Annotated in this window: 22 protein-coding genes; 2 read left to right on the forward strand and 20 right to left on the reverse strand. The window is 65.0% G+C overall.

The window, feature by feature from the left end; all coding sequences use genetic code 11:
• Window positions 1-101: 101 nt before the first annotated feature.
• Window positions 102-2,444: a helix-turn-helix transcriptional regulator gene (locus tag ACXAJT_RS14675; protein ID WP_475236383.1), complete on the forward strand. Its 2,343-nt coding sequence runs from the start codon at window positions 102-104 to the stop codon at window positions 2,442-2,444.
• A gap of 393 nt (window positions 2,445-2,837) precedes the next feature.
• Here ACXAJT_RS14675 and ACXAJT_RS14680 read toward each other — a convergent pair whose 3' ends face one another.
• From ACXAJT_RS14680 to ACXAJT_RS14765, 18 genes are all read right to left on the reverse strand, one after another.
• Window positions 2,838-3,866 carry an IS110 family RNA-guided transposase gene (locus ACXAJT_RS14680; RefSeq protein ID WP_475236386.1) on the reverse strand — a complete coding sequence of 343 codons (1,029 nt, stop codon included), beginning with the start codon at window positions 3,864-3,866 and terminating at the stop codon, window positions 2,838-2,840.
• Window positions 3,867-4,053: 187 nt separating this feature from the next.
• Window positions 4,054-5,406, reverse strand: a complete 1,353-nt coding sequence (locus ACXAJT_RS14685) for an NAD(P)/FAD-dependent oxidoreductase (protein WP_475236388.1) — start codon at window positions 5,404-5,406, stop codon at window positions 4,054-4,056.
• A 49-nt stretch (window positions 5,407-5,455) separates the two neighbouring features.
• Window positions 5,456-6,781, reverse strand: coding sequence for an NAD(P)/FAD-dependent oxidoreductase (locus ACXAJT_RS14690; RefSeq protein ID WP_475236390.1), 1,326 nt, complete (start codon window positions 6,779-6,781; stop codon window positions 5,456-5,458).
• A 1-nt stretch (window position 6,782) separates the two neighbouring features.
• The gene (locus ACXAJT_RS14695) at window positions 6,783-7,664 is read right to left on the reverse strand and encodes an ABC transporter permease (RefSeq protein ID WP_475236392.1); all 882 of its coding nucleotides are present in this window, start codon (window positions 7,662-7,664) and stop codon (window positions 6,783-6,785) included.
• A gap of 16 nt (window positions 7,665-7,680) precedes the next feature.
• Complete coding sequence (locus ACXAJT_RS14700) at window positions 7,681-8,631, reverse strand: ABC transporter permease (protein ID WP_475236394.1); 951 nt, start codon at window positions 8,629-8,631, stop codon at window positions 7,681-7,683.
• Window positions 8,632-8,751: 120 nt separating this feature from the next.
• A complete protein-coding gene (locus tag ACXAJT_RS14705) occupies window positions 8,752-10,404 on the reverse strand; it encodes a peptide ABC transporter substrate-binding protein (protein ID WP_475236396.1) in 1,653 nt (550 codons plus the stop codon).
• A gap of 101 nt (window positions 10,405-10,505) precedes the next feature.
• Window positions 10,506-11,837: an NAD(P)/FAD-dependent oxidoreductase gene (locus tag ACXAJT_RS14710; protein WP_475236398.1), complete on the reverse strand. Its 1,332-nt coding sequence runs from the start codon at window positions 11,835-11,837 to the stop codon at window positions 10,506-10,508.
• Between the two features lies 1 nt (window position 11,838).
• Window positions 11,839-12,549 carry an SDR family NAD(P)-dependent oxidoreductase gene (locus tag ACXAJT_RS14715; RefSeq protein WP_475236400.1) on the reverse strand — a complete coding sequence of 237 codons (711 nt, stop codon included), beginning with the start codon at window positions 12,547-12,549 and terminating at the stop codon, window positions 11,839-11,841.
• On the reverse strand, window positions 12,540-13,037 hold the full coding sequence (locus tag ACXAJT_RS14720) for a MarR family winged helix-turn-helix transcriptional regulator (RefSeq protein ID WP_475236402.1): 498 nt from the start codon (window positions 13,035-13,037) through the stop codon (window positions 12,540-12,542). Before ACXAJT_RS14720 ends, ACXAJT_RS14715 begins: the two co-directional genes overlap by 10 nt.
• Before the next feature lie 297 nt (window positions 13,038-13,334).
• Window positions 13,335-14,960: an ABC transporter ATP-binding protein gene (locus ACXAJT_RS14725; protein ID WP_475236403.1), complete on the reverse strand. Its 1,626-nt coding sequence runs from the start codon at window positions 14,958-14,960 to the stop codon at window positions 13,335-13,337.
• Window positions 14,961-15,388: 428 nt separating this feature from the next.
• Window positions 15,389-16,063 carry a GntR family transcriptional regulator gene (locus tag ACXAJT_RS14730; RefSeq protein ID WP_226628954.1) on the reverse strand — a complete coding sequence of 225 codons (675 nt, stop codon included), beginning with the start codon at window positions 16,061-16,063 and terminating at the stop codon, window positions 15,389-15,391.
• Window positions 16,064-16,142: 79 nt separating this feature from the next.
• Complete coding sequence (locus ACXAJT_RS14735) at window positions 16,143-16,931, reverse strand: HpcH/HpaI aldolase family protein (RefSeq protein ID WP_475236406.1); 789 nt, start codon at window positions 16,929-16,931, stop codon at window positions 16,143-16,145.
• Window positions 16,928-18,349 carry an FAD-binding oxidoreductase gene (locus tag ACXAJT_RS14740; RefSeq protein WP_226628952.1) on the reverse strand — a complete coding sequence of 474 codons (1,422 nt, stop codon included), beginning with the start codon at window positions 18,347-18,349 and terminating at the stop codon, window positions 16,928-16,930. Before ACXAJT_RS14740 ends, ACXAJT_RS14735 begins: the two co-directional genes overlap by 4 nt.
• A 104-nt stretch (window positions 18,350-18,453) precedes the next feature.
• Window positions 18,454-19,470 (reverse strand): TRAP transporter substrate-binding protein, encoded by a 1,017-nt coding sequence (locus ACXAJT_RS14745; RefSeq protein ID WP_475236409.1) that lies wholly within the window; start codon window positions 19,468-19,470, stop codon window positions 18,454-18,456.
• Window positions 19,471-19,502: 32 nt separating this feature from the next.
• Window positions 19,503-20,780, reverse strand: coding sequence for a TRAP transporter large permease (locus ACXAJT_RS14750; protein WP_475236412.1), 1,278 nt, complete (start codon window positions 20,778-20,780; stop codon window positions 19,503-19,505).
• Window positions 20,777-21,295, reverse strand: coding sequence for a TRAP transporter small permease (locus ACXAJT_RS14755; RefSeq protein WP_475236415.1), 519 nt, complete (start codon window positions 21,293-21,295; stop codon window positions 20,777-20,779). The genes ACXAJT_RS14750 and ACXAJT_RS14755 overlap by 4 nt, the downstream gene beginning before the upstream one ends.
• Window positions 21,292-22,005, reverse strand: coding sequence for an SDR family NAD(P)-dependent oxidoreductase (locus ACXAJT_RS14760; RefSeq protein WP_475236416.1), 714 nt, complete (start codon window positions 22,003-22,005; stop codon window positions 21,292-21,294). Before ACXAJT_RS14760 ends, ACXAJT_RS14755 begins: the two co-directional genes overlap by 4 nt.
• 10 nt (window positions 22,006-22,015) lie before the next feature.
• On the reverse strand, window positions 22,016-22,873 hold the full coding sequence (locus ACXAJT_RS14765) for an isocitrate lyase/PEP mutase family protein (RefSeq protein WP_475236418.1): 858 nt from the start codon (window positions 22,871-22,873) through the stop codon (window positions 22,016-22,018).
• 141 nt (window positions 22,874-23,014) lie between these two features.
• Between ACXAJT_RS14765 and ACXAJT_RS14770 the strand changes: the two genes are divergently transcribed.
• Window positions 23,015-23,209, forward strand: a complete 195-nt coding sequence (locus ACXAJT_RS14770; RefSeq protein ID WP_475236420.1) for a CBS domain-containing protein — start codon at window positions 23,015-23,017, stop codon at window positions 23,207-23,209.
• Between the two features lie 1,081 nt (window positions 23,210-24,290).
• On the opposite strand, the gene ACXAJT_RS14775 is transcribed toward ACXAJT_RS14770, so the two are convergent.
• The gene (locus tag ACXAJT_RS14775) at window positions 24,291-24,584 is read right to left on the reverse strand and encodes a BrnA antitoxin family protein (protein WP_475236423.1); all 294 of its coding nucleotides are present in this window, start codon (window positions 24,582-24,584) and stop codon (window positions 24,291-24,293) included.
• Window positions 24,581-24,826, reverse strand: coding sequence for a BrnT family toxin (locus tag ACXAJT_RS14780; protein ID WP_475236424.1), 246 nt, complete (start codon window positions 24,824-24,826; stop codon window positions 24,581-24,583). Before ACXAJT_RS14780 ends, ACXAJT_RS14775 begins: the two co-directional genes overlap by 4 nt.
• Window positions 24,827-24,933 lie beyond the last annotated feature (107 nt).

The raw sequence follows: 24,933 nt of genomic DNA on the forward strand, positions 1-24,933 counted from the left end.
CTGCAGCGCCCGGGACTCGACAATTTCGTGCTGGTATGGGTTTTGACAAAAATGGTATAGGTTTCATAATGTGCTCTGAGCGCGGCCGACCCGATAGAATATTGCGCGAACCGCTGATTGACCGGATCCTGAGCGATCGGACCGGCACGGTCTTCCTGCGCGCTCCGGCCGGCGCGGGCAAAACCGCGCTGATGCGCGACGCGGCGGAGCGGCGGGGCAGCCCGGTCTGCGCGCTGCACACCCCGCGCGAGAGCGACGTCCACGACGGCTGGCTGTTCTGGGATGTGCCCGGCTCGGCGCGCACCGCGCGGCTGCCTGCGCAGGTGGCGGAAACCACCCGGCATCTGGTGATCGCGCACCGCCCCAGCCAGAAGATCACCGGGCTTGCCCGGCGCTTGCTGCACGGCGGCACCCAGACGCTCGATGCGCGTGCGCTGAGCTTCAGCGCCGAAGAGATCGGCACCCGGCTGCCCGCGGCGATGACGCGCCGGCTGCTCGACGATTTCGCCGGCTGGCCGGCGTTTCTGCCGCTGAGCGCCGCCCCGGACCCCGCACTCGCCGCCGACTATGTCGGCGAGACCTTTCTCGCCCAGCTCTCTCCGGCGCCGACAACGCGGCTGTCGATCTGGCTCGAGGCCCCTACCCCGGACCCCGACGACGACTGGTGCGACGCGCTGCCGCCGTTCCTGCTTGGCGCCCCGGCATCGCAATCCGCCCTGATCGCCGCCCTGCGCACGGCGGTGGCGGCGCGGCTCAGGGCGTTCTCCAACTCCGGCGCGGTGACCGAGGTCGCCACCGCGCTCGAGGCCGCGCACCGCCCGCTGGCCGCCATGGCGCTGCTGCTCGACCATGGCCACGAGGCCCATGCCGCGCAGATCCTCGCGCATTCCCGCGGGCTTGAGCTGATCTACGAATCGAACCTCGACGAGTTCAGCCGCATCATCCTGCGCTTCTCGCCCGAGGTCGTGGCGACCAATGAGACTGTGCTCTTCGCGATCACACGCACCCTGATGAAACAGGGCGAATTCCAGCGCGTCCGGCAGCTGGTGGCGAAGCACCTCGGCTCGGACTACCTCGATCCGCTCAAGGTGCTCTCGCGCGGGACGCGCTTTTCCTTCGCCGCCCGCCGCTTTCGCCTGAACATGATGATCAGCGAGGACATGACGCCCTCGGATGCGATGCTGCAGCGGCTCGGCGAGTTCATGGCCGATTACCCGGTGGGCGACGATCAGAAGTGGGCTGCCTTCTACAACGCACTGCTGGAATTCGAGATCCGGCGCAGGAACTTTCGCGAAGCCGAGGCCGCCGCGGCCCGCGCGCTGATTTACTTCCGCAAGATCGGCGGCCACCCGCTGCTCGAATTCTTCATCCAGCTGCACCTCACCGTTCTGCACCTGACAAACGGCGATGTCCGGCTCGCCCGGCCCGCCGCACGCATCGCCCGCGAAAAGCTGCAGTCCGTCACGCATCCCGTCGAACAGGAATTCCGGATGCTGCACCTCGCCGAGGCCGCACTGGCCTACGAGGACGGGCAGCCCCAGAAGATCGTCGCCTTCGTCGAGCAGGAGTTCGACGCCTTCGCGCGCGCCGAGATCTGGCCGAGCCTGTTTCACTTCGCGGTGCAATATGCCTCTCAGGCGGTGATGGACCACTATCCCGCCAGCATCCGCCCGGGCTTCCTCGACGGCCTGTGGCTGCATCTGGCCGAGCGGATGGACCTGTTTCCGGCGGTCCAGATCCGCACCGCCACCGCCTACCAGAACGAGGGCCGTATCGGCGAGGCGGAGGCGACACTGCAAAGCCTGCCTGCCGTGCAGGAGACCCCCGCCGAGGCGATGACACCCGACTGGCTTTTGCGGCTGAAGCAACGCAACGACATCATGCTGGCCGCCGCCCGACTGCGCTGTACTGTACAGGACCCCGCGCCGGGGCCGGGCATCGACCGGCAACTCGCCGCACTGGAAAGCAATCCAAAGGCGACCCTGCGGGAAATCGTCGCCCTAAGGATCTGGCGGTCCCACCTTGCCCACAAGCGGCGCGACACCGGCGCGGCCCGCAGCCACCTTCAGTCGGCCTTGATCTCAGCCTCGCGGCTCGGCTGTTTCGGTGTCCTGTCCGAGCAGCGCGTCTTCCTCGCCCCGCTGCTGCGCGAGTCGCGCATCCGCCAGCACCTCGAGACCGCACCGGACATTCGCGGGACCCTGTCGATCTACGCTGGCTCCATCTCGACGCCCAAGGCAAAGGCACGCGCCGGGGGCCTGACGGAGCGAGAGGCGCAGCTTTTGCAGTTGATCGCCGGCGGCTACCCCAACAAGCGCATCTCACAGGCGTTAAATATCGCGCAGCCCACGGTGAAATTCCACCTGTCTCGGCTCTACGCGAAGCTCGGAGCGAAGAAACGAAGCGAAGCCATTCAATCCGCCCGCGCGCTAGGCTGGCTGTGATCTGGCGCGAGCACTTTAGTACTTCTTCGCTCAGCCCCCTGGAGGTCGTAGAAGCCTGACTATTGGGTCCCATCGTCCTGCTAGCCTTGCAGTAAAGTTGGCTGCCGCCTCGGTCATGTGGCCAATGGTGCAAACATGTATAACCGCCCCATGCGCAAGAGGGCTTGTGAAGCAATTTTGGCGCGGCACCGGGTGCTGACATGTATCCGGCCTCAGTTGCGGCCATCGTCCTGCCGCGGGCCCGCATGGTGTTCGAAGATCGGATCCAGATCAAAGCCGCGTGCTCGGAGGCACTCTGTTGCACCCTGGTTCTTCCGATCCCGTCTCACGACTATTGCGCCAAGCTGCTCCTTGCCCTGTCACGCGCCGACGTCCTCGCGACTGACGGACGGCTTACGCCGCCGTAGCCGGAGCCTTGTAGACGCCACCCCGGGCCATCAGAGCCCAGACTATCCGCGCCATCTTGTTCGCCAGCGCCACGCGCACCAGCATTGGTGGCTTGCGCGTCAGCATTCCACCCAGCCAAGTCCCCGGCTGTGCTGAGGCATGGACATGCCGTTTGATGATGACGCTGTTCGCGCCGATGATCAGCAGCCGCCTCAAGGAGCGTTCACCCATCTTTGTCGTGGCCCCGAGGCGCTGTTTGCCTCCGGTGGAATGCTGGCGGGGTGTCAGACCCAGCCAAGCGGCGAAGTCGCGGGCCTTGCAGAACGTCTCGGGGGGCGGAGCCAGAACCGCTATGGCGGTGGCAATCAGAGGACCTATCCCCGGGACTGTCATTAGTCGCCGCGCTACCTCATTCTCCTTGGCGCGCCGGGCGATCTCGGCATCGAGCTTGCCGAGCTCTGCTTCGAGATGGGCGAGGGACGCCACCAGCACCTTGAGCGTGGGGATGGCGTCGGCAGGCAGACCGCTGTCCGGGTCTTCCACAATAGCAATCAGCTTCGACACGTTAGCCGCGCCCTGCGGCACGATCTTTCCAAACTCACCCAGATGCCCGCGCAGGGCATTGATAGCCTGGGTTCTCTGCCGGATCCGCAACTCGCGGATGCGAAAGACCATTGCAGCGCCCTGTGTCTCCTCGCTCTTCACCGGCACAAAGCGCATCGTCGGGCGCTGCGCCGCTTCGCAGATCGCCTCGGCATCAGCCGCATCGTTTTTTTGGCGTTTGACGAAAGGCTTCACATAGGCCGGTGGGATGAGCCTTACATCATGGCCAAGTTTGCCGATCTCCCGGCCCCTGAAATGCGCACCGCCACAGGCTTCCATCGCGACAACGCAGGCCGGCAGCTGTCCGAAGAATGCCGCGACTTGGTCTCTTCTCAGCTTCTTGCGCAGCACCGCCCGGCCCGCGGCGTCGGCTCCATGAACCTGAAAGACATTCTTCGCAAGATCGAGCCCGACCGTGATAATTTCCGACATGACCGTCCTCCTTTATGGATCATCGCAGACCCACCTTGGCACACAGATGCCGTCGGGGGGCGGTCACATCATCAAAGCCGGTGGAAATCTATACTCGCCAATCCGAGTCCAACACCGGCAGGAAGGCATAAACCAAACGCTGGAACGTCTGCCACCTGCACTTCGCTCACCCTCCGCACAATTTACGTCACCGCTGGATCACGCCCTCCTTGGCCCGGATCTTCGACCCGTCGCTGAACCGGTGCAGCCTGAACGGCTCCGGATCGACAACGGGGGTCGTGCCGGTGATGAGGTCCGCCGCAAGTCGCCCCGCGCCTGTCCCCAGACCGAAACCATGCCCCGAGAATCCAGAGGACACGAACAGTCCGGGGATTCCGTTGCGGACGCCTTCCGTGCTCGAGATGACAGGAACGATGTCGGGCAAGACATCGATGTAGCCGGCCCATTTCTGGGCCACCGTGGCATTGCGGAACGGGGCATAGGCAGACTTCACCACGTCCAGGGCGCGATCTATTCGAGCCTCGTCGGGCACGGGGTCGAGAACACGCATCCGCTCGAAGGGGCTCTCGTCGGTCGCAGACCATCGCCTCGGCGCGCGCAATGCCTCGAAGAAAGCGGGCCCAATGCCGAGGCTCACGTTGCGCCACTCGTTCCTGAGCGTAGGCAGAAAATCCTTGAAGAGCCGGAAGCTGTCGGGGGTCAGCTGGTAGGGGCTCGGCATGGCCGAGGCGATTGTGTAGCCCCCATCTGCACGTCGACGCATGGTGAATTCGCGAAACTTCAGCGTTCCCTCGGGCCCATCCGGGACCGGATCGGTCCGCAGCACATTGCCCTTGGTGCGCAGCTGCGGCAGCTCGATCCCCATGTTGCCCAGGAACAGCCGCGACCAGACCCCGCCCGCCACGAGGACCGCCGAACAGGAGATGCGTCCCTTTTCCGTCACCACGCCCGAGACCCTGCCCGCCGCGGTTTCGACGACCCGCACGGCGCAATCTTGGTGAACGCTGCCTCCGCGCGCCTGCACCGCCCGCGCGATGGCCGGAACCGCCTTCTGCGGTTCGGCCCGGCCGTCGTAGGGATTGTACAAGGCGCCCTTGATGTCGAGCGACAGGCCGGGGAACTGCGCGAGCGCCTCCTCGCGGCTGAGCAACCGTGCGGGGATCTGGTACTGTTGCAGCTCCTCGAGCGCCTGGCGTTCGCCCTCGAGCGCCGCCACGGTAGCCGCGGTATAGGTGACCCCGCAGCGGACGTAGCCGGTGTCGCCCCCGATGCGCGCGTCCATGCCCTGCCAGAGGCGCTGCGACTCCACCATCAGCGGCAACTCCCGGGTGTCGCGATGCGTCAGGCGCACCCATCCCCAGTTGCGGCTCGACTGCTCGCCGGCGATGTGGCCCTTTTCGCAGACCGCCACGGTCAGGCCCTTGTCGACGAGTTCAAGGGCGGCGGTGACACCGGCGATGCCGCCGCCGATAATCACCACGTCTGCGTGCTTTGGCAGCGCCGCGCTGTTTTCTACCGGATCCGGCTTCGGTCCAGGCATTGGTCTGCTCCTTGTTTCGGCACCGCATCGGATGCCGTTGGTCTTGGTTTCACGCGTGCGGAGGAAGCGGGGCTTTCTGGCGGCGGGCACGCAGGTTGTCACGCAGCCGATAGCCACGCAGCGCCACCCGCGGCGCGACGTTCATGTAGAGCGGCTGCCTGCTCAGCGGTTCGAGGCGCAGGTCGAGGTCCTGCTCGCGCACGCCCATCGCCCAGTCCGACAGGATGCCGCCGATCATCGAGCCCGTAGGTACCCCCCGCCCGGACAGGCCGGTCATCGCGGCCACGCCCGGAGCCAGGCCGTAGAGCCGCGGCACCGTGCGGCGCTGCATGTCGAGCTCGCCGAACCAGAAGAAGTCCCAGTTGAGCTTTTCGCGAAGCCCCGGGTGCAGCCATTTCAGCCGCTCGGACAGCACCTGCCGCGTGTAGGCCGGGTCCCGTCCGCGCGCGCCCATGGGGAACATCGAGGCGACGATGCGGTTCTCGCGGTTGTACTTGTAGACGTAGATGTCGCCGCGCCCGTCCTGGATCGTGGTGCGCTGCGGCAGCACGGCCGCCTGGCTTTCCTCCGAAAGCGGCTGCGTGGCGGCGACGAAGACCCGCATGATGCGGTAGGTCTCTTCGAGCTTCGGCCAGCCAGCGATGGTGTAGGCGCCGGTGGTGTAGATCACCTTCTCCGCCTTCACCGCTCCTTGCGCGGTCTCGACCCGCCACGCGCCATCCTGGCGCCGACAGCCAGACACACCGGAGCCGGTGAAGATGCGACCGCCCTCGGAGAGCACAGCTCGCCCCAATCCGCGCGCATAGCCGAGCGCATTGAGGCCTCCGGCCTCTTCGTGCAGCCAGCCGCCGTAAAACCGGCTCGAGCCGGTGACCGCCTGAACTTCGTCGCGGTCCAGCATCCGCGTGCGTGCGCCCACGGCGTTGTAGCTCTGCATGTGCCCGCGCAACGTCTCAAGATGCGACGGAAAGAGTGCGCCCTGCACGTAGCCGTTCTGCTCCCATTCGCAATCGATGCCATAGCGCCGGACCATCTCGCCGACCTTGTCGTTGGCGCGGGTCTGGCGCTGGATCAGCCGCTCGGCCCAGGGCGCGCCGAGGACCTTGCGCAGCTCCGGCAGGCTGTAGTGGGTGAAGGTCGGCGTGCAATGACCTGCATTGCGGCCCGAGCCGCCAAAGCCGATCTCCTCGCATTCCAGCACCACGACCGACACTCCCTGCCGCGCCAGCTCGAGCGCCGTGGTCAGCCCCGAATAGCCCGCCCCGACAACGCAGACATCGGCCGAGACCTCGCCCTGCAGCATCGAGGTGTCAGGGCCCTCAGGCGCGGTGGCGTACCAAAGCGTATCGGTGAACTCGGAAAAGCGGCGCGCCATGTCATTGCCCCCGCGTACGGCTGTCGAAGGCGTCGCGCAGCCCGTCACCGATGAAGTTGAAGCCGGTCACCGCGATGGTGATTGCAAGGCCGGGCACGATCGCCAGCCAAGGCGCAGACGCGAGGTACTGCTGCGCGCCGTTGAGCATGTTGCCCCAGCTCGGCAGCGGCGGCTGGATCCCGTAGCCAAGGAAGCTGATGTAGGCTTCCAGCAGGATGGCGCGGGCGACGGTCAGCGTGGCGGCGACGATGATCGGGCCGATGGCGTTGGGCAGAAGCTCGCGGAACATGATCCAGCGCTTCGACAGGCCCAACATGTGCGCCGCCTGCACGAAGTCCTGATTGCGCAGGGACTTCACCTCCGCCTCGACGATACGCGCCACTTCCATCCAGCTGGTGGCCGAGATGATCAGCGCGATCATCACCGGACCGGGCTGGATGAAGGCGGCCAGAGCCAGCAGCAGGAACACCGACGGAAACGACAGGAAAGCATCGACGATCCGCATGAGCACCGCACTGACCTTGCCGCCATAGTAGCCCGACACCACCCCCACGACCGACCCGATGCCGGTGGCGATGATCATCACGGCAAAACCAACGGCCATCGAGATCTGCCCGGCGTGGAACAGCCGCGCGGCGATGTCCCGGCCCAGCGGGTCGGTGCCGAAGATATGCGCCCCGGTGCCCGGCGGCGCAAAGCGCGCGCGCAGGTCGATGTAGAGCTCGTCATAGGGCAGCAGATGCGGGCCGATGAAACAGGCAGCGGTTAGCGTCAGCACCATCACCAGGCCGATCAGCGCCAGCCTGTGGTTGAGGAAACGGCGCAGGGCTCGGGATTTCAGAAAGGGGCGGCGCGCGGCGGGATCGGTTGTGACTGCGGTCATGATTGGAACCCTTTCTTCAATCGAGTCGGATGCGCGGATCGATCAGCGCGACGATGAGGTCGGCGGCGAGGTTGCCGATCAGAACCAGCAGCGCCGAGGCCATCAGCAGCCCCATCACCACCGGGTAGTCCGAGTAGCCGAGGCTATCGAGAAACAGCCGGCCCATGCCGGGCCAGGTGAAGACGGTCTCGGTCACCAGCGCACCGCCCAGCACCATGGGAAGTTGCAGGCCGGCGAGCGTGATCATCGGCACCAGCGAGTTGCCGACCACGTGCTTGAACAGCACCCGGCGGCGGGTCAGACCCTTGGCGCGCGCGGTGCGGACGAAGTCCTGGTTGATCACGTTGAGGGTCGAGGTGCGCATGTAGCGGCTCCAGATCGCCACATCCACCAGCGCCAGCACAACGGCAGGCATGATCAGGTGCCGCAGGTAATCGAGCACCGATCCGTCCCCCACCGTGTACATGTTGCCCGCCGGAAGCCAGCCGAGGCTGAGCGAGAAGACGTAGATGGCGATGAGGCCGAACCAAAAGGTCGGGATCGACAGCGCGATCATCGCCAGCACCGTCATCGTGTAGTCGAAGGTGGAGCCCCGCTTCAGCGCACTGAATATTCCGATAGTACTGCCAAGGCTGACCGAGATCACCGTCGCGGTGCCCATCAGCAGCAGCGTGGCGAAGAGATGGCTGCCGATAACGTGCAGCACCGGCTGCCCGTCGCGGTAGGAGGTGCCCCAGTCACCGACGACAAGATGCGAGAACCAGTCGAGATATTGCACCGGCAAGGGCCGGTCGAGACCCATCTGCGAAGCAATCTTGTCGATCTGCTCCTGCGTCATTCCCGGGCTCAGCGCGAATTGCGACAGCGGACCGCCAGGGGCGAGGTTGAGCACGGCGAAACCGATGAACGAGACGATCAGAAGCAGAAGCAGGCTCTGGCCGAGCCGGGAAGCGAGGTAGCGCAGCATGCCGGGTGCCCTTTAAGTGCGTTGAGTATTGAAGCCGTGGCGCCGCTGGCGGCGGCTCTCGGCATCGAGAGAGGGAGCGCGCGGCGATGCCCCGCCGCGCGCCACGTCAGGCCTCGGGCCTCAGCCGCGCTTCCAGTCGCGCACGTTCCAGGTGTCGATGCGGTTGTTGACGTTCGGCGCAGGGCCGGTCACGTCGTCCTTCCAGCCCTTGATGACCGCGTATTGGAACACCGGCAGGAACGGCAGGTCCTCGCGGATCACCGCCTGCATCTCCTCGTAGATGGCCTTGCGTTCTTCGGGCACGAAGCTCGAGGCACCCTTGAGCAGCAGCTCGTCGACCTTGGGGTTCTGGTAGGCGAAGGTGTTCTGCCCCGCGCCGCCCAGAGTCGGCGACATCGTGGACATGAAGTAGTCCGAGGTGTCGGGGTCGGCGCCGGCCAGCGTATTGAGACCAACGACCACCGAGTCGAACTCGGAATTCATCCAGTAGTCGCCCCACATGACGGCGGGCGGGAAGTTCTTGATCTCCATCTTCACGCCGATCTCGGCGAAGGTCTGCTGGACGAACTGCTGCGCCTGCTCGCGCAGGTGGTTGCCCGCGGTGGTCGAGTTGGTGAACTCGAGCCGCACGCCGTCCTTTTCGCGGATGCCGTCCGAGCCCGGCGCCCAGCCGGCCTCGTCGAGCAACGCCTTGGCTTTCTCGAGGTCGAACTCATGCTTGGGCAGACTGTCGTTGTAGTAATACGACTGCTGCGGCATGTAGGTCTCGGTCGGGGTCGGCACGCCGTAGTAGAGCGCGTCGATGATCGAGTTCTTGTCGAGCGCGGCATAGAGCGCCTTGCGCACTGCCGGGTCCTGGAACTGCGGACGGGTCATGTTCAGACCGATCGACTCGAAGGTCGCGGTGCCGGCAACCTTCACCACCTTGCCTGCCAGCGTCTCGGCCTCGGCGAGATGATCAGGCGTGATGTACTGCAGGCCGATGACGTCGATGTCGCCGGATTTGAACTGCGTGTACATGACGTTGAGATCGGGAACGTATTTGATGATCAGAGTCTTCAGGAACGGGCCGTCCATGTGATAGTCGGCATTGGCCTCAAGCTCGATGTGATCCCCGGCCATACGGTTCTTGAACTTGAAAGGTCCCGTGCCGATCGGCGCGTTGTTGAACGGCGCGCTGTTCTTGTCCTCGACGCCCTCGAAGGCGTGCTTGGGGATGATGTAGGTGGAGGCAAGGATCGCCGCCATCGGCGCGAAGGGCTCGCTCATCTCCCAGGTCAGCTCGGTGTCCGACACGACGGTGATGTTGCGCATGAACTTGTAGCCGGTCGAGCGGAACGAGCGGAACTCGGGGTCCATCGTCAGCTCGAGCGAGAATTTCACGTCCTCGGCGGTGAACGGCGTACCGTCGTGCCAAGTGACGCCCTCCTTCAACTTCAACGTCCAGTTCAGACCGTCCTCGGAAATGCCGCCGTTGGCGACGGTGGGCACTTCGGCGGCGAGGATCGGGAAGAACTCCCCGTCAGGATCGAAGTCGAACAGCGTGTCGAAGACCGCGTAGTAGAGGCCTTCGTCTACCTCGATGTGCGGCATGAGCGGATTGAACACCGTCGGCTCCTGCGAGAAGGCGAGCACCAGCTGGCCGGTCGCGTCGGCATTGGCCGCGAAGGCGCGGTCGCGGCCGATCATCGACGGGCCGATCAGACCCGCTGCCCCCATCAGGGTTAGCGCCGCCCGGCGATTGAGATGACCTGTTTTCTTCTTGTCTGTCATGATGTCGTTCCCTGTTGTCTCGCAAGGGTGAGGAAGGACGGCGCGCGCTTGCGATTCACGCGCCAGACTGCGCCCTGCCCGGCGTGCCGGGCAGGAACGGATCAGAAGCCGCTGATGATCTCGATCTTCGAGCCATCGGCAAAACGGCCGAAACGGAACGGTGTGGGGTCGACGACCGGCGCACGGCCGGAAACCAAGTCAGCTGTCAGGCGACCGGCGGCGGGACCGATGCCGAAGCCATGTCCGGAGAACCCCGTGGCGATGAAGAAGCCCGGGATCGTGTCGACGGGCGAGATCACCGGGATCGCGTCGGGCGTGACGTCGATAGCACCTGCCCAGCGTTGCGCGATCTCTGCCTTTTCGAAAACCGGGTAGGCCTTGCGCAGGGCGTCGAGCGCCTTGTCCTGCAGCGAGAAGGCGGGTTTCGGATCAAGCACGCGGCAGTATTCGAAGGGGCTCGCCTCATCCAGCGACCAGCGGTTCGGAATCCGGGCCTCGTCGTAGAAGCGGCCACCGAAGCGCAGGAGCAGCGATTTCCATTCGGCGCCGAGCGCGGGGAGGAAGTCGCGCATGTAGCGGAAGCTGTCCGGCACGATATCGACGATGTTCCGGAACCCGTCGGCGATCGTATAGCCACCATCCTGGCGCTTGCGGATCGAGAAGCCTTCGGTCCAGAGGGCGCTCTCGGGACCGCCCTCGAGCGGCTTCGTTCGGATCACCGAGTTCTTCACCTTCAGCTGCGGCAGGCGCAGCCCGGTGTTCCGGGCGAACAGGCTCGACCAAGCACCCCCGGCAAGCACCACCTGCTCGCAGGCGATCGTGCCGCGTTCGGTCACCACGCCGCAGACCTGCCCGGCCTTGGTCTCGATCCCCCGCACCGCGCATTCGGTCAGCACATGCGCGCCGCGGTCACGGGCGGCCTCGGCGATTGCGGGAGCCGCGCGCTGCGGCTCGGCCCTGCCGTCAGCGGCGGTGTAAAGCGCGCCCTTCACGCCCAGCCGTGACTCCGGAAACAGCGTTTCGAGTTCCGATGCCGTCACCATGCGGCTCTCGACCTGGTAGTCCCGCAGGTTGTCGAGCCACTTCTCGTGCTGGGCGTATTCCTTGTCCGTGGCGCAGGCAAAAGCGATGCCGCTGCGGGTGTAGCCAAGGTCGCGTCCGGTCCGCTCGGCCAGGGTCGGCCAGATGCGCAGCGCTTCCGCCATCAGCGGGATCTCTCGCGGATCGCGCCGAGTGATGCGCACCCAGCCCCAGTTGCGGCTCGACTGCTCGTGCCCGATCCCGCCCTTTTCGCAGAGCGCAACCTTCATGCCCCGGTCGGCCAGCTCGAAGGCCGTGGACGCACCGATGATGCCCCCGCCGATCACGACAACATCCACCTTTTCCGGCAGCTCGGCATCACCATGGAACGGAACGACAAAAGGACCGGGCATTTCAGTAGGACTCCTCGAGTTGGCAGTTCACGCAGAATTCGGCCACGCTGGCCTCGTTGGGCAGGTCGATCAGCAAGTTGATCACCCGGGCCAGGTCTTCGGGCTGGGTCATCGTTTCCGCGGGGCGGTCGGTGATCCCCGCCGCCATGTCGGTGGCAACAAAACCGGGACAGACCGCGACGGCCCGGATCCCACGATCGAACCCGGCATGCCTCAAGGCATGCGCGAGCCCCACGACGGCGAACTTCGAAACGGCGTAGGACCCCGAGCCGGGCGATTTCACCCGCTTGCCCGAGAGCGACCCGAGCAGCACCACCCTGCCCCGCCCCGAAGCCGCCAGCGGCTCCCAGCAGGATGCGGCGAGCCGCCGGGGGGCCTGGACGTTGATCTCGAGAAGCTGCGCCATCTCGGCGTCGCTGATCTCGACGGCCGTTTCCGGCACCATCACCCCGGCATTGGCGATGACGGCATCGATCCTGCCGAAACGCGCCATCACCTCCTCTGCCCAACCAGTGGCTGCGCCGGGGTCGGCGGCCTCATAGGCGAAGCAATGCACGCGTTCCGGTGCCGATGCCGACCAGTCCGGCATTTGCGGTCTGCGCATTCCCAGCGACACCGTCCAGCCTGCATCGAACAGGGTTCTCGCCACCGCCGCGCCGATCCCACGGCCGGCACCGGACACCAGCGCCACCCGTTCGGAGTTCAGTCCCATTTTGCCCTCATCTGCAGATAGGCACGCTTGAGCATGCGCATGAATTGCTCGCGGTCCTCCGGCTCGATGAAGTCGAAGAATTCCGTCTCCTGCTGGCGAATGATCTCGCGCACCTCCTGCGACAGCGCATGACCGCGTTCGGTGATAAACAGGGCCTGGGCCCGCAGATCGTCGGAGGCAGCCTCGCGGCGGATCACACCGGAGGCGACCATCCGGTCGATTATCCGCCCGGTTGCCGGACGGTCGCGCATCAGCACCTCGGCGATCTGCGACGGGCGGATGCCGGGGTAGTCATCGACCAGCAGCAGCGTGGTGATCTTGCCTTTGCCTTTGGCGATCTCGAGGTGCGCCATCCGCCTGTCGAGATCGCGCGAGACAACCGCGTCCATCGAACGGATATACCAGCTGAAGGCTCCTTCGAGGACGTCAATCTTGAGGCCGCAGATTTCGACTATCGGATCGTCATGCGGTGCGCCGGGGAAAGTCATGGGAGCAAAAAAACCTGTCCGTGTCATATTTCTTTCATGACACTCGAACAGTTGCCACTGAGGCAAGCAAAAAGTTGTGATTCACAATTAGTTAGTTGTGAAAAGCAATCACTGCGCAAAATTAGCGCACTCAGCCTGCGACTTTCGATACGAAATTTAGGCAACGCGGGGGTGCCGAGGCCCTGCCGCACGCCGGCTAGGCCCGCGCAATCTATGCGACTCGGACGCCGGAGCATGTCTGAAAAGAAAAGGGGCGACAGATGCCGCCCCCCTTGAGAACTCAGCACGTTGGCACGGTCAGGCGGCGGCAGCACCGGGAATCGCATCGACCAGCGAGCGGGTGTAGACATGCTGCGGCGCGTGGAAGATCTGCGACGGCGGACCGTATTCCACCATCTTGCCGCGGTGCATTACGAGGATCTCGTCGCTGATCTGGCTGGCGACGCGCAGATCGTGGGTGATGAAGATCATCGCCAGCTTGCGTTCGCGTCGAATCCTGTCGAGCAGTTCCAGCACCTGCGCTTGGATCGACACGTCGAGCGCAGAGACTGCTTCATCCGCCACGATCACCTCTGGGTCGAACATCAGCGCCCGGGCGATGCCCACGCGCTGGCGCTGTCCGCCGGAGAACTCATGCGGGTAGCGGTCAAAGGCCGACGGTTCCAGCCCTACCTGTTCGAGCAGGTCTTCGGCCTTGCGCCGGGCATCGTGCCGGGTCAGCAGGCTGTGTGAAATCGGCCCCACAGTCATCGCCTGCCCGATGGTGAAGCGCGGATTGAGCGAGGCATAGGGATCCTGAAAGATCATCTGGATCCGCGGACGCAGCGCGCGGAAGTTCTCTTCGTCCAGCGCCAGCGTGTTCTCCCCCAGAAAGCGGATCTCGCCGCTGTCGGCAGAGATCAGTTTCATCAGCACCTTGCCCATCGAGGATTTGCCTGAGCCAGACTCGCCGACAATGCCGATGGTTTCACCCTTGTGCAGGGTGAAGCTGATGTCATCGACGGCCTTGACCTCGCGCATCCGGCCAAGAAAGCCGCTGCGGGTGCGATAGGTCTTGTGCAGCCCCCTGACCTCCAGCGCCACGGGGCGCTTGGTCTCGCGCTGGCGGTCCGCCTCGCGCATCTTCGGCACTGCCGCGATGAGCTTGCGGGTATAGGGATGCTGCGGCGCATCGAGCACCGCCCGCGCATCGCCCTGCTCCACCAGCAGCCCCTTTTCCATGACGATGACCTGATCCGCGATCTCGGCCACGACGCCGAAATCATGGGTGATGAACATCACCGACATGCCCTTGCGTTGCTGAATACGGCTGATCAGTTCAAGGATCTGCGCCTGCGTGGTCACATCCAGCGCGGTGGTCGGCTCATCGGCGATCAGAACATCGGGATCGAGCGCCAGCGCCATAGCGATCATCACCCGCTGCCGCTGGCCGCCGGAAAGCCGGAAGGGGTACTGATGCTGGATCAGCGCCGGATCGGGCAGCCCCACCTCGGTCAGCATCTCGACGACGCGGCCGGCGCGGCTCTCCGGGGCCCCGACGGCATGCGCGTCGAGCACTTCGCGGATCTGATCGCCGATGGTCATCAGCGGGTTCAGCGCCGAGAGCGGATCCTGGAAAATGATCGACACCGCCCGGCCACGCAGCTTGCGCAACTCGGATTCCGGAAGCGACAGCAACGCCCGGCCCTTGAAGTTGATACTGCCGGAGGAGACCGACATCACGTCGGGAAGCAGCCCCATGATGGTGTTGGCCGTCACCGACTTTCCCGAGCCGGATTCGCCGATGATGCAGAGGATTTCGCCCGGCATCAGGTCGAAGCTGATATCCTGCACGGCGAAAGGACGGTCGTGATTTCCCGGTAGTGCGACGGATAGCTCCCGCACCGACAGGACGGGCGCGACACCCGCATCGAAGGTCTTCATAGGTTTTCTCATCGTTTGTTGTTATTTTGCCCTTCCACTAAAGGCAGGAAAGGGCTCCCTGACAACAGCAGAAACATTCAAGCCCAACGCTTCTGCGTATTCATTTGGCATCCACCGTCGGAGTGCCGAAAGCTGCGGCAAACCGAAAGGGCCGCCGCCGCACAGCGCACCCTTCACCGCAACCACGGCCGGGTTACGCTGGAAATCTCAGCTGTTGCGGCATCCGTTCTCGAGCCAGCATGCAAGTCTTCGCCCGCCCGCCACCGGTCCCGTGGCTGGATCGTATAAGCGCCAATCTGTACGAGACTTCGGTGCCCGGAGAAGCCTTTACCTGTCTATGGGGTCAGCAGAAGCGCGACCCCCGCAGAAGGAGAAAAGAAGAGAAACCTCGCGAGACCTGAAAAGAGCAAACTTGGCGAAAGGGATGCTCACACCCTCGACAGCTCATCGATTGCATCAGATCGGATCGAGGTAATGTGTTTGCGCAGTACCTCGTCCACCTGCTCCCAGTCGCCCTTTCGCAAGCCCTCGACAATCGCAACGTGCTGGTCGAAGCTGTCCTCGCGCCGCTGTTTGAACCTTGCGTTCAACGCGGTTCGAATGGTCGCGATGCGCGCTTCGACCAGATCGAAGGCGTTCTGCACGAGGCTGTTGCCACAGAAGTCGAAGAACAAATTGTGGAACTCGGTGTCGATACGCACGTATCCGATCTCGTCGCCCGCCTGCATCCGCTCGCGCATCCGCTCCACCGTGTCAGACAGCGCCGCGAGGAACCCCTCGCGGTCGGCCGCCATCGACAGCCGGAGCGCCTCGCGCTCCAGCATGAGCCGATAGTCGCAAATCTCGGCCACATCGGCCGCCGTGGGCTGAAAGACGAAACTGCCGCGCTTCGGCTTGATGGTGACCAGACCGGTGAACTGAAGCGCGTTGAGCGCGTCGCGCACCGGCGATCTGCTGACCCCGAAGGCGGTGGCCAGCTTGTCCTCTGAGATGTTCTCGCCGAACTTGTAGTGGCCATCGATGATCGCTTCGCGCAGCCGTTCGACGACGATCTCGGTCAGCGTCTTCGGTTGTTCGATCTGCATCTTCCGGTTCACGCTCATTCGGCTCGCCTTGTTCTCGGGCGCCCGCCGGCGCAACCCCGACGTCTTAGCACGTGGGGCAATGTCAGGAAATCCAGCCTTACGCGAGGTCTGCCAGCTGTGCGTCGCGGGCTGCTGCAGCGTCGCGCGCGGCGCCGATGAGGAACGACACGTCGTTGACGCCGGCCACGAGGGTGAACCCGCGTGCGCGCAGGTCGGCCCAGTCCCGCCCGCCGCCGCAGACGGTCGCCAATAGCCCGCCGGCCTCGGTCACCGCCTGTTCGACCTCGGCAAAGGCCGCCTGCGGGGTCGGATGTTCCATCTGCTCCATGTGGCCCAGCGTCGCTGCCAGGTCGTTGGGGCCGAGGAAGATCCCGTCCACACCCTCCACCGCGCAGATACCGGGCAGCGCATCGATGCTCTCGCGGGTCTCGCATTGCACGAACAGCAGCACGTCCTCGTTTGCCGAGCGCACCGCGTAATCCGGGCGCGTGCCATAGTCCGAGCCGCGCACGATGGGTGCCGCGTAGCCGCGCCCCACCCCGCCGCTGCCGCGCACCGGGTAGCGGCACGAGGCGGCGATGTCGCGCGCCTGCTCGACGCTGTTCACCATGGGCACGACGATCGAGCGGAAACCGCGGTCGAGCACCTTCTTGAGCGTGGTGTCCGACCCGTCCGGAACGCGCAGGATCACCTCGCCGCCCGCGGCCTCGACGGCCCGGGCCACGGCAACCCAGGTCTCGAGGTTGCCGATACCGTGTTCGCCGTCGATCAGCACCACCGGCCAGCCGTGGCGCACGAAGATCTCGGCAATGTCGGGATGGCCCAGTTCGGCCCAGGCGGCGGCGACGAACTCGCCTTTCTGCAAGCGGGATTTCAGAGCGTTCATGTGTCGGACTTTCCGTTTGCGGGCGTGTCGAAGACCTTGCCCGGATTAAGCAGCCCCTGCGGGTCCAGCGCGGCCTTGATGCGGGCCATCAGCGCCAGTTCCTTCTCGGACCGGGTGTAGGAGAGATAGGGCTTTTTCAACAGGCCGATGCCGTGTTCCGCAGAGATCGTACCGCCGAAATCGCGCACGGTGTCGTAGACGATCGCGCTGATGCGTTTCATCGGCGGCTGCGCCTGCGCGCGGTCAAGCGCGACGATGTGCAGGTTGCCGTCGCCGATATGGCCGTAGTAGACCGACAACGCCTCGGGCATGTCCTCTTTCAGCCGCGCCCGGCAGGCATCGGCAAATTCGTTCATCTTGGTCTGCGGCAGACCGATGTCAAAGGCGCAATGCGGCCCCAGCACCGTCTGGAACTCGGCGCAGGCGTCGCGCACGTCCCAGAAGGACTGCACGTCGCCAAGGCTCTGCGAGATGGCCGCATCCGCGATGATCCCCTCCTCGAAGACTCCTTCGATCCAGGACATGAAACGCGGCCCGTCGATGGCCTCGTCGAGACCTTGCGCCTCAAGCAGCACATACATCTCGTGCGTGCCCCCGAGCGGGCTGCGCGCCCCGACCTCCTCGGTGACGACCTGCCAGTAGTCCGGCCACATCACCTCGAAGGCAGAAAGCATCGGGCCCAGACCAAGCCGGGCCGCAGCCAGAAGCTTCAGCACGTCGTCGTAAGAGGACAATCCGCAGAGGGCCGCATTGACGCAACCCGGCTTCGGATGCATGCGCAGCACCGCGCGGGTGACGATGCCCAGCGTGCCCTCGGAGCCGATGAACAGCTGCTTCAGGTCGTAGCCGGCGTTGTTCTTCAGCATCTTGTTGAGGCCGTCGATCAATGTGCCGTCCGGCAGCGCATATTCGAGCCCGAGCACCATCTCGCGCGTCATGCCGTAGCGGATCACCCGGTTGCCGCCGGCGTTGGTACCGATGTTGCCGCCGATCTGGCACGACCCTCGCGCGCCGAGGTCGAGCGGGATGAAGAACCCGGCCTCGTCCGCCGCCTTCTGGATCACCTCGAGCGGCGTGCCGGCGCGCACGGTCATCGTCGCGGCGGCGGGGTCGATCTCCTCGACACCGTTCAGCCGCTCGAGCGAGATGGCGACGCAGCCCGCCACCGGGTGCGCGCCCCCGGCAAGCCCCGTCAGCCCGCCCTGCGCCACCATCGGCACGCCGTGCTCGGCACAAATCCTGACCGCCTCGGAGACGCCTGCGGGGCTGTCGGGGCGGACCACGGCCAGCGGCGCCACATCCGGCAGGAAGCTTGTGTCATGCAGGTTCCGCGCGGGCACGGCATCGCCGGTGAACAGGGCGGCTCCGGGAAAGGCCTCGGCCAGGGCGGCAAGGCAGGAAGCGGTGTCGAGAGGCATGGAGGCTCCGGTCGATGGAACAGGGGAAGAAAGTTCTGGAAGACCGGCGCGCGCACGGGAGGACGCCGCGCCGGTCTCATGTCCGGCCCGCAGGCCGGACATATTCAGGAGCCGCCGCGGACGGTCTCGAGTTCCTGCAGCAGGCGGTCGAGGTTCTCTTGACCGACCGACTCGGCGGCCGCTTCGTAGACCGGGCCGACCAACTCGCGCAGCTTGTCCATCTCGGCGGCAGGCATCTCGTTGATCTCCATGCCTTCGGAGGTCAGCAGCTCCGCAGCCTCACCGACGGCGGCACGCGAGCGGTCGATCTGCGCGTCACGCGCCTCGGCGGCGCAGGACGACACGAGCGCCTGTTCGTCGGCGTTCAGCCCCTCCCAGAACTGCAGCGACATCAGGACCGGCGTCGGCGAATAGGCGTGACGGGTCAGCGTCAGGTACTTCTGCACCTCGTAGAACTTGCTCGCCTCGATCAGCGGCAGCGGGTTCTCCTGCCCGTCGACGGCGCCGGTCTCGAGCGCGGTGAAGACCTCGCCGAAGGCCATCGGCACCGGGTTCGCGCCGAGACGGCGGAAGGTGTCGAGGAAGATCGGGTTCTGCATCACGCGAACGTTCAGACCCTCGAAATCCGACACCGCGTTCAGCGGGCGCTTGGAGTTGGTCGCATTGCGGAAGCCGTTCTCCCAGATCGACAGCAGCACGAGGTCATGCGCGGGCATCTTCTCGGCCAGATAGTCGAAGTAGGGGCCGGTCATGATGGCATCGACTTCCTCGTCGTTGGCAAAGACGAAGGGAAGCGAGAACACGCCCATTGCAGGCTCGATGCCGGCGATCGCGGCGGCGCCGGTCACCACCATCTCGATCGAGCCCGAACGCACCGACTGCGTCGCCTCGGCGTCATCGCCGAGCTGGCCGGAGTAGAAGCCGCGCAGCTTCATCGAGCCGTCCGAGCCATCGGCGAGGCATTCGGACATGGCATCGACGCCGGCGGCCACGGGGTGATCCTTGGAGGCGCCGTTCGACACTTTGAAAGTGTGGCGGCCGAAATCCGCCGCCAGCGCCGGGCTGGTCAAGGCAGTCGCCGTGAGAACGACGGCCGCGAGGGTCTTGAACTTGAACTTCATGGTAGGTCTCCTCCTAAGTGAAGCGGGGTCGGTCAGCGCAGCCAGTTCAGCGGCGCCAGCACGAGTTGCGGGAACAGGACGAGCAGCACCAGCACGGTGATCTGCGCGATCAGGAAGGGGGCGGCGCCCTTGGCCACCTTGTGCAGCGGCACGCCGGAAACGCCCGCCGAGACGCTCAGCACGATGCCGACGGGTGGCGTGACAAGGCCGATGGCGCAATTGATGACGAAGAGCACGCCAAAGTAGATCGGGTCGATGCCGGCCTCCTCGACCACGGGCAGGAGCACCGGGGCGAGGATCAGGATGGTCGGCCCCATGTCCAGCATCGTGCCGATCATCAGCACCAGCGCCATGATGACGATCAGCAGCAGCGTCGGGCTGTCCACCAGCGGGCCGACGAGGTCCAGAACGATGCCCGACAGGTCGGCGATTGTGATGAACCACGCGGTCGCCAGTGCCGCGGCGGCCAGCATCATCACCACCGAAGTGGTCAGCGCCGCATCCCGGAACACGCCGAACAGGTCCTTGAACTTGAGCTCGCGGTGCACGACCATTCCGACAAAGATCGCGTACATCGCGGCGATCACCGCGGCCTCGGTCGGGGTGACCACGCCAAAGCGGATGCCGCCGAGGATGATCACCGGCATGCCCAGCGACCACAACGCCTTGCGGGTCTCCCTGAGGCGCACCCCCCAGCCCTGACGCGGCTGCGGCTGCACGTTGTCGCGGCGCGCCACGATCAGCCAGGCGATGATCGCGCCGAGCCCCATCATCACGCCGGGCACGATGCCGGCCATGAACAGCTGGGTAATCGACAGATTGGTCGCCACGGCGAAGATGATGTAGGCGATAGACGGCGGAATGATCGGGGCAATCACGCCGCCCGAGGCCATGAGCCCGACCGAGCGTGCCTCGTCATGGCCCGACTGTTTCATCATCGGCAGCATGATGGCGATCAGCGCCGCGCTGTCCGCCGCGGCCGAGCCCGAAAGCGAGGCGAGGATGATCGCGGCAAAGATCGCCACCACGCCAAGACCGCCGCGCACGTGACCGACGAAGGCCATGGCGAAGCCGATGATCCGACGGGACATGCCGCCCGCGTTCATCAGCTCGCCCGCCAGCAGGAAGAACGGGATCGCCAGCAGCGAGAAGTTGTTGGCCCCCACCACCATCCGCTGCGAGATGATCTGCGGATCGAAGAGGTCCATGTGCAGCCCCATGGCCGCCGCGCAGATGATCAGCGCGAAGGCGACGGGCACGCCGATGACGAGGCTGACGCCGAGCGTCAGGATGAACAGGACAAGGGTCATTTGTGCACCTCGATCTCGCTTTCAGCCGCGGTGGGATGTCCGGGGGCTTCGGTCAGGCGGCCCGTGGCGTATCCGAGCATTCGCAGTCCGGCCATCAGCCCCACGAGCGAGGACATCGGGATCAGCACGCCAAACACCCAGATCATCGGCATACGGGTGACCGGGGCGATATTCGTCGCGTTGACATGGAACTGCTGCAGCGTGCCCACTAGGATCAGGATGCAGACCCCCAGCACCGCGCCATTGGCGACGGTCAGAAGGACCCGGCGCACCCGCGCGCTCACGGTCGTGATCACGAGGTCGAAGCCCATGTGCATGTTGTGCCGCATCGCCACGATCGCGCCGAGGAAGATCAACAAGACGAAGAAGAAGCGCGAAAGCTCCTCGCTCACATCGATGCCCGAGCCGAAGCCGTAGCGCAGCACCACATTGGCAAAGACCATGATCGTCATGCCGGCCAGCAGGAACACCAGCACCCATTCGAGTGCCCTGAAGAAACAGTCGATCAGTTTCACCGCCGGCCTCCTGCGATCCGAATGATTTCGCCCGTGGTGTAGGACGCATCGAAAAGCAGCCATTCCGCCGCCTCCGCCACCTCGTCCGAACTTCCCATGCGCTGCATGGGGATGCCCTCGGCCGCCCGCGCACGCGCGGCGGCATCGGCCATCACCGCGTCCTGGATCGGCGTGTCGATGATGCCCGGAGACAAGGCGTTGACACGGACCTCCGGGGCGAAGTCGCGGGCCATTGCGCGGGTCAGCGCCATGATCGCCCCCTTCGATGCACCGTAGCTTGCAAAGCCCGGCGCCCCGCCGTTCTCTCCGGCAATCGAGGCCATGTTGACCATGGACGCCGCAGGATGCGGGCTGCGGGCCGCGATGAAGCACGCGGCGACCTGCATGAAGCCGGTCACGTTGATCGCAAGCACCCGGGCGACCTCGGCGGGATCGAGGTCTTCCCAATCCATCCGGTGCCCGAGGATGCCCGCATTGTTGACGAGGTGGGTCACCCCCTCGAGCGACGTGGCGGCCTCGGTCACCGCCTGCGCATCGGAAACATCCACCTGCCGGGTCTCGACGCTGTCGCCGAGCTCGGCCCGCGCGGCTTCGAGCGCCGGGGCCGAGATATCCCACAGGGTCGCCCGCATGCCGCGGGCCACGACCCGCCTCGCCACGGCGAGGCCGATGCCCGACCCCGCACCGGTGATAAGTACTCTTGCTGTCATGTCGCCTCTTTCATTCGCCGTGGCGGTGGGCAAAGGCCTGATGCGCCTGCAGGTCCACCACGTCGCAGAACTCCGCGTAGCTGAGCGCCGCGCCGCCGCCGGGCCGACCGCCGGACTTCAGCCGCGCCATCGCGTCCGCCGTCGCCTGCGCCGCGGCAAACAGACCGGTGACCGCGTACATGACGACGGAGAAACCCATTTCCTGCACCTCGTCGAAAGTCAGTTGTGCCGCGTCGGTGCCATCCACGAGGCTCAGCACCTTCGGCCCCTCGACGCGGGCAGCGATCTGCTCGACCTCCGCGCGGGTCTTGACCCCGTCGACGAAGACCATGTCGATGCCGGTGTCACGGTAGCGCGCGGCGCGACTGACCGCTTCGTCGATCCCCTGCCCCGGCAGCGCGTCGGTACGACCGATCAGGACGATGTCTTCCGAACCGCGTGCCTCGACGGCGGCACTGAGCCGGGCCGCCGCCTCTTCGGCCGGCACGAGGCGGATGCCAGACAACTGGCCGCAGCGCTTCGGGCTGACCTGGTCTTCGATGTGCATCGCCGCGACGCCGCCCTGCAGGTATTCGCGTACCGTGCGGGCCACGTTGAGCGCCCCGCCGTAGCCGGTATCGGCATCGGCGATCACCGGGATATCGACCGCCCGCACCATAGCGCGGGCATGGTCAGCCATCTCGGTTTGGGTCATCAGGCCGAGGTCAGGCTTGCCAAGCCGCATGGCCGTCGCCCCGAGCCCGGTCATGTAGACCGCGTCAAACCCCTGGGCCTGTACGATCCGGGCACTCATCGCGTCGGCGGCGCCGGGCGCCACGGAGAACAGGCCCTGCTCAAGGCGGGCACGCAACAAGTTTTCGCGGGTCATCTTTCCTCCTCAGGCTCAGGCTCTGCCTCCTCAGGCACCTGACCATCTTCGCGTGATGTGTAACATGTTACATGTAAGAATTGTCAAGCGCGAGTTTTTACCCCCTTCCGGCGCCTCGTCGATCTCTGGCGCGAGACTTCGGTGACCGCCGCAGACATCATGAATGTCGCCGGCCCGCGCGCCACGCGCGCCTCAACGGTCGCCGCGCTGCTGCCGATGATGGCGGATGGGGACGTTGATGCTATCCCCGTGCTGGAGCGCGGACGCATCGTCGGCATCGTCACGCGCACAGACATGATCGCCGCGCTGGCGCGCCAGGCGCTCCGCGAGGGCTGAGACCCCGCTGACGAGACGTGCGGACAAAAAAATGGCCGAGACAAGCTCGGCCGAAGTCCAACAGGGAGGTAGGGGAAGATGAGCTTTTCAGCTCAGATCCGAACCCTGCGCCCTACTTATGGGCGAAATGTAAACTTCTCAACTATAAGCACCATGTGTGCGCCGCATACCCGCCACCCAGGTCCTCGCCCGCGATCTGAACAGACTGGCTGATCGCGAGCGGGGCCGGAACGCAAGGTTTCAAGCCCGCGGCCGAACCACAGGTCATGCCGGCGACTTCAGAGCCGAACTTCCCATGCATCTTGCGCAGGACAGGTTTGCGCGAGGGAAGCTTGCGCTGCGCCACTGCAATTCCTATCTAGCGCTCACAGCACGACATTGTGCTGGCGGAATTTGCCGGGCTCTCTCCTCCTCCCTGAGCCCCGCATTTCAGCGGCAACCCCTTTCCTCCTCCCTTGGGGTCGCCGCGCTCCCGCATCCAGCTTAACCCCTCAAGTTGACGTTCGCGCCGGCTGAACACCACCACACTTCTCAGATGCGCACGCTGACGAGAGTGATCTTGGGTTGCCTCGCCAATCACGGCACAGAATTGCCTCGATATTTACCGGGCAATTAACGCTTTGTTCATCTTTCTGCGGCACGCTGAGCTGAAACGGAGGAGACACACTATGGGAAATGCAGTCTCATTGAGCGACGTGCTCGCGGATTACATCAGCAGGTATGGGATCAGCGAGAAAGCCCGACAGTACTTTCTTGAACGCGGGGCCTCAAACAGCTCGCCCGAAGGCCATGAACGCGTCGATGCGAGGCAAAACCCCGCCCCAAAGTGACGATGCCTGGCGATTTAGCTTGTCGCTGCTTACGCCTTGCAAGCGCCGGCGTGGCCGGGTCAGAATCGCCCAAGGCGTCACTATCCGCGACACCGCGGCGGCCTTCGGCATCCCGAGTTTCTGGATTGCCGACCTCGGAAAGCTCAACCTTTTTCTTGTTGGTACACATGGCACTTACAATGGCATACGGGCGCCCGCTCAGACCCCCGCAGGCATCGGCATCTCGTAGCCCGCGGGGCAAGCAAAACCACTCAGCTCAGCCCTGCAGCGTGCCGCAAAGCCTCGTTTATGCGCGTCTGCCACCCGGGGCCCTGTGCCTTGAAGCGCGCCACGACTTCAGGATCCAGTCGCAAGGAGACCGCGACCTTTGGGTTCGCCGCCTTCGGACGCCCGCCAGCACTCTTGCGCATTTTCTCGGCAAGCGCTGGGAATGCATCAGTGAAGGGCTTTGCCTGCGCGAGCTGCGCATCCGTTGCCTCCGGAGCGTCGGGATCGCTGGCGATCATAGCTTGCACCTTGGATTCACTAAGTGGCTTCTTGGTCATAGCAATTCCCTTTCCCTCCGGCTTGCCGGGCGCATCGAGATCACCGAAACGCCCTCGCTTCCCAGAACAGCAAAAACGACCGCGACGGTTCCATCCGCAAGCCGTCCGATCGCCATATGACGGTTTTCCTTCGCCGGAACGACCAACGAGGATAGAAAGAACGCCTCGTCCAAGTCGGAAAAGTCGAGCCCATGCTTGGCCAGATTGACCAACCGCTTTGGCTCGTCCCAGACGATCATCATGTGCGCACCCTACATCCTCAATATAGTTTATGTATCTACAAAAACCAAGATGCACCACCGGATAAATCGAGACCACGAGTGGCCGCCGGGTCCGAGCGTCTTTGCCA

This window comes from Salipiger sp. ABF4_146, from assembly GCF_056161345.1.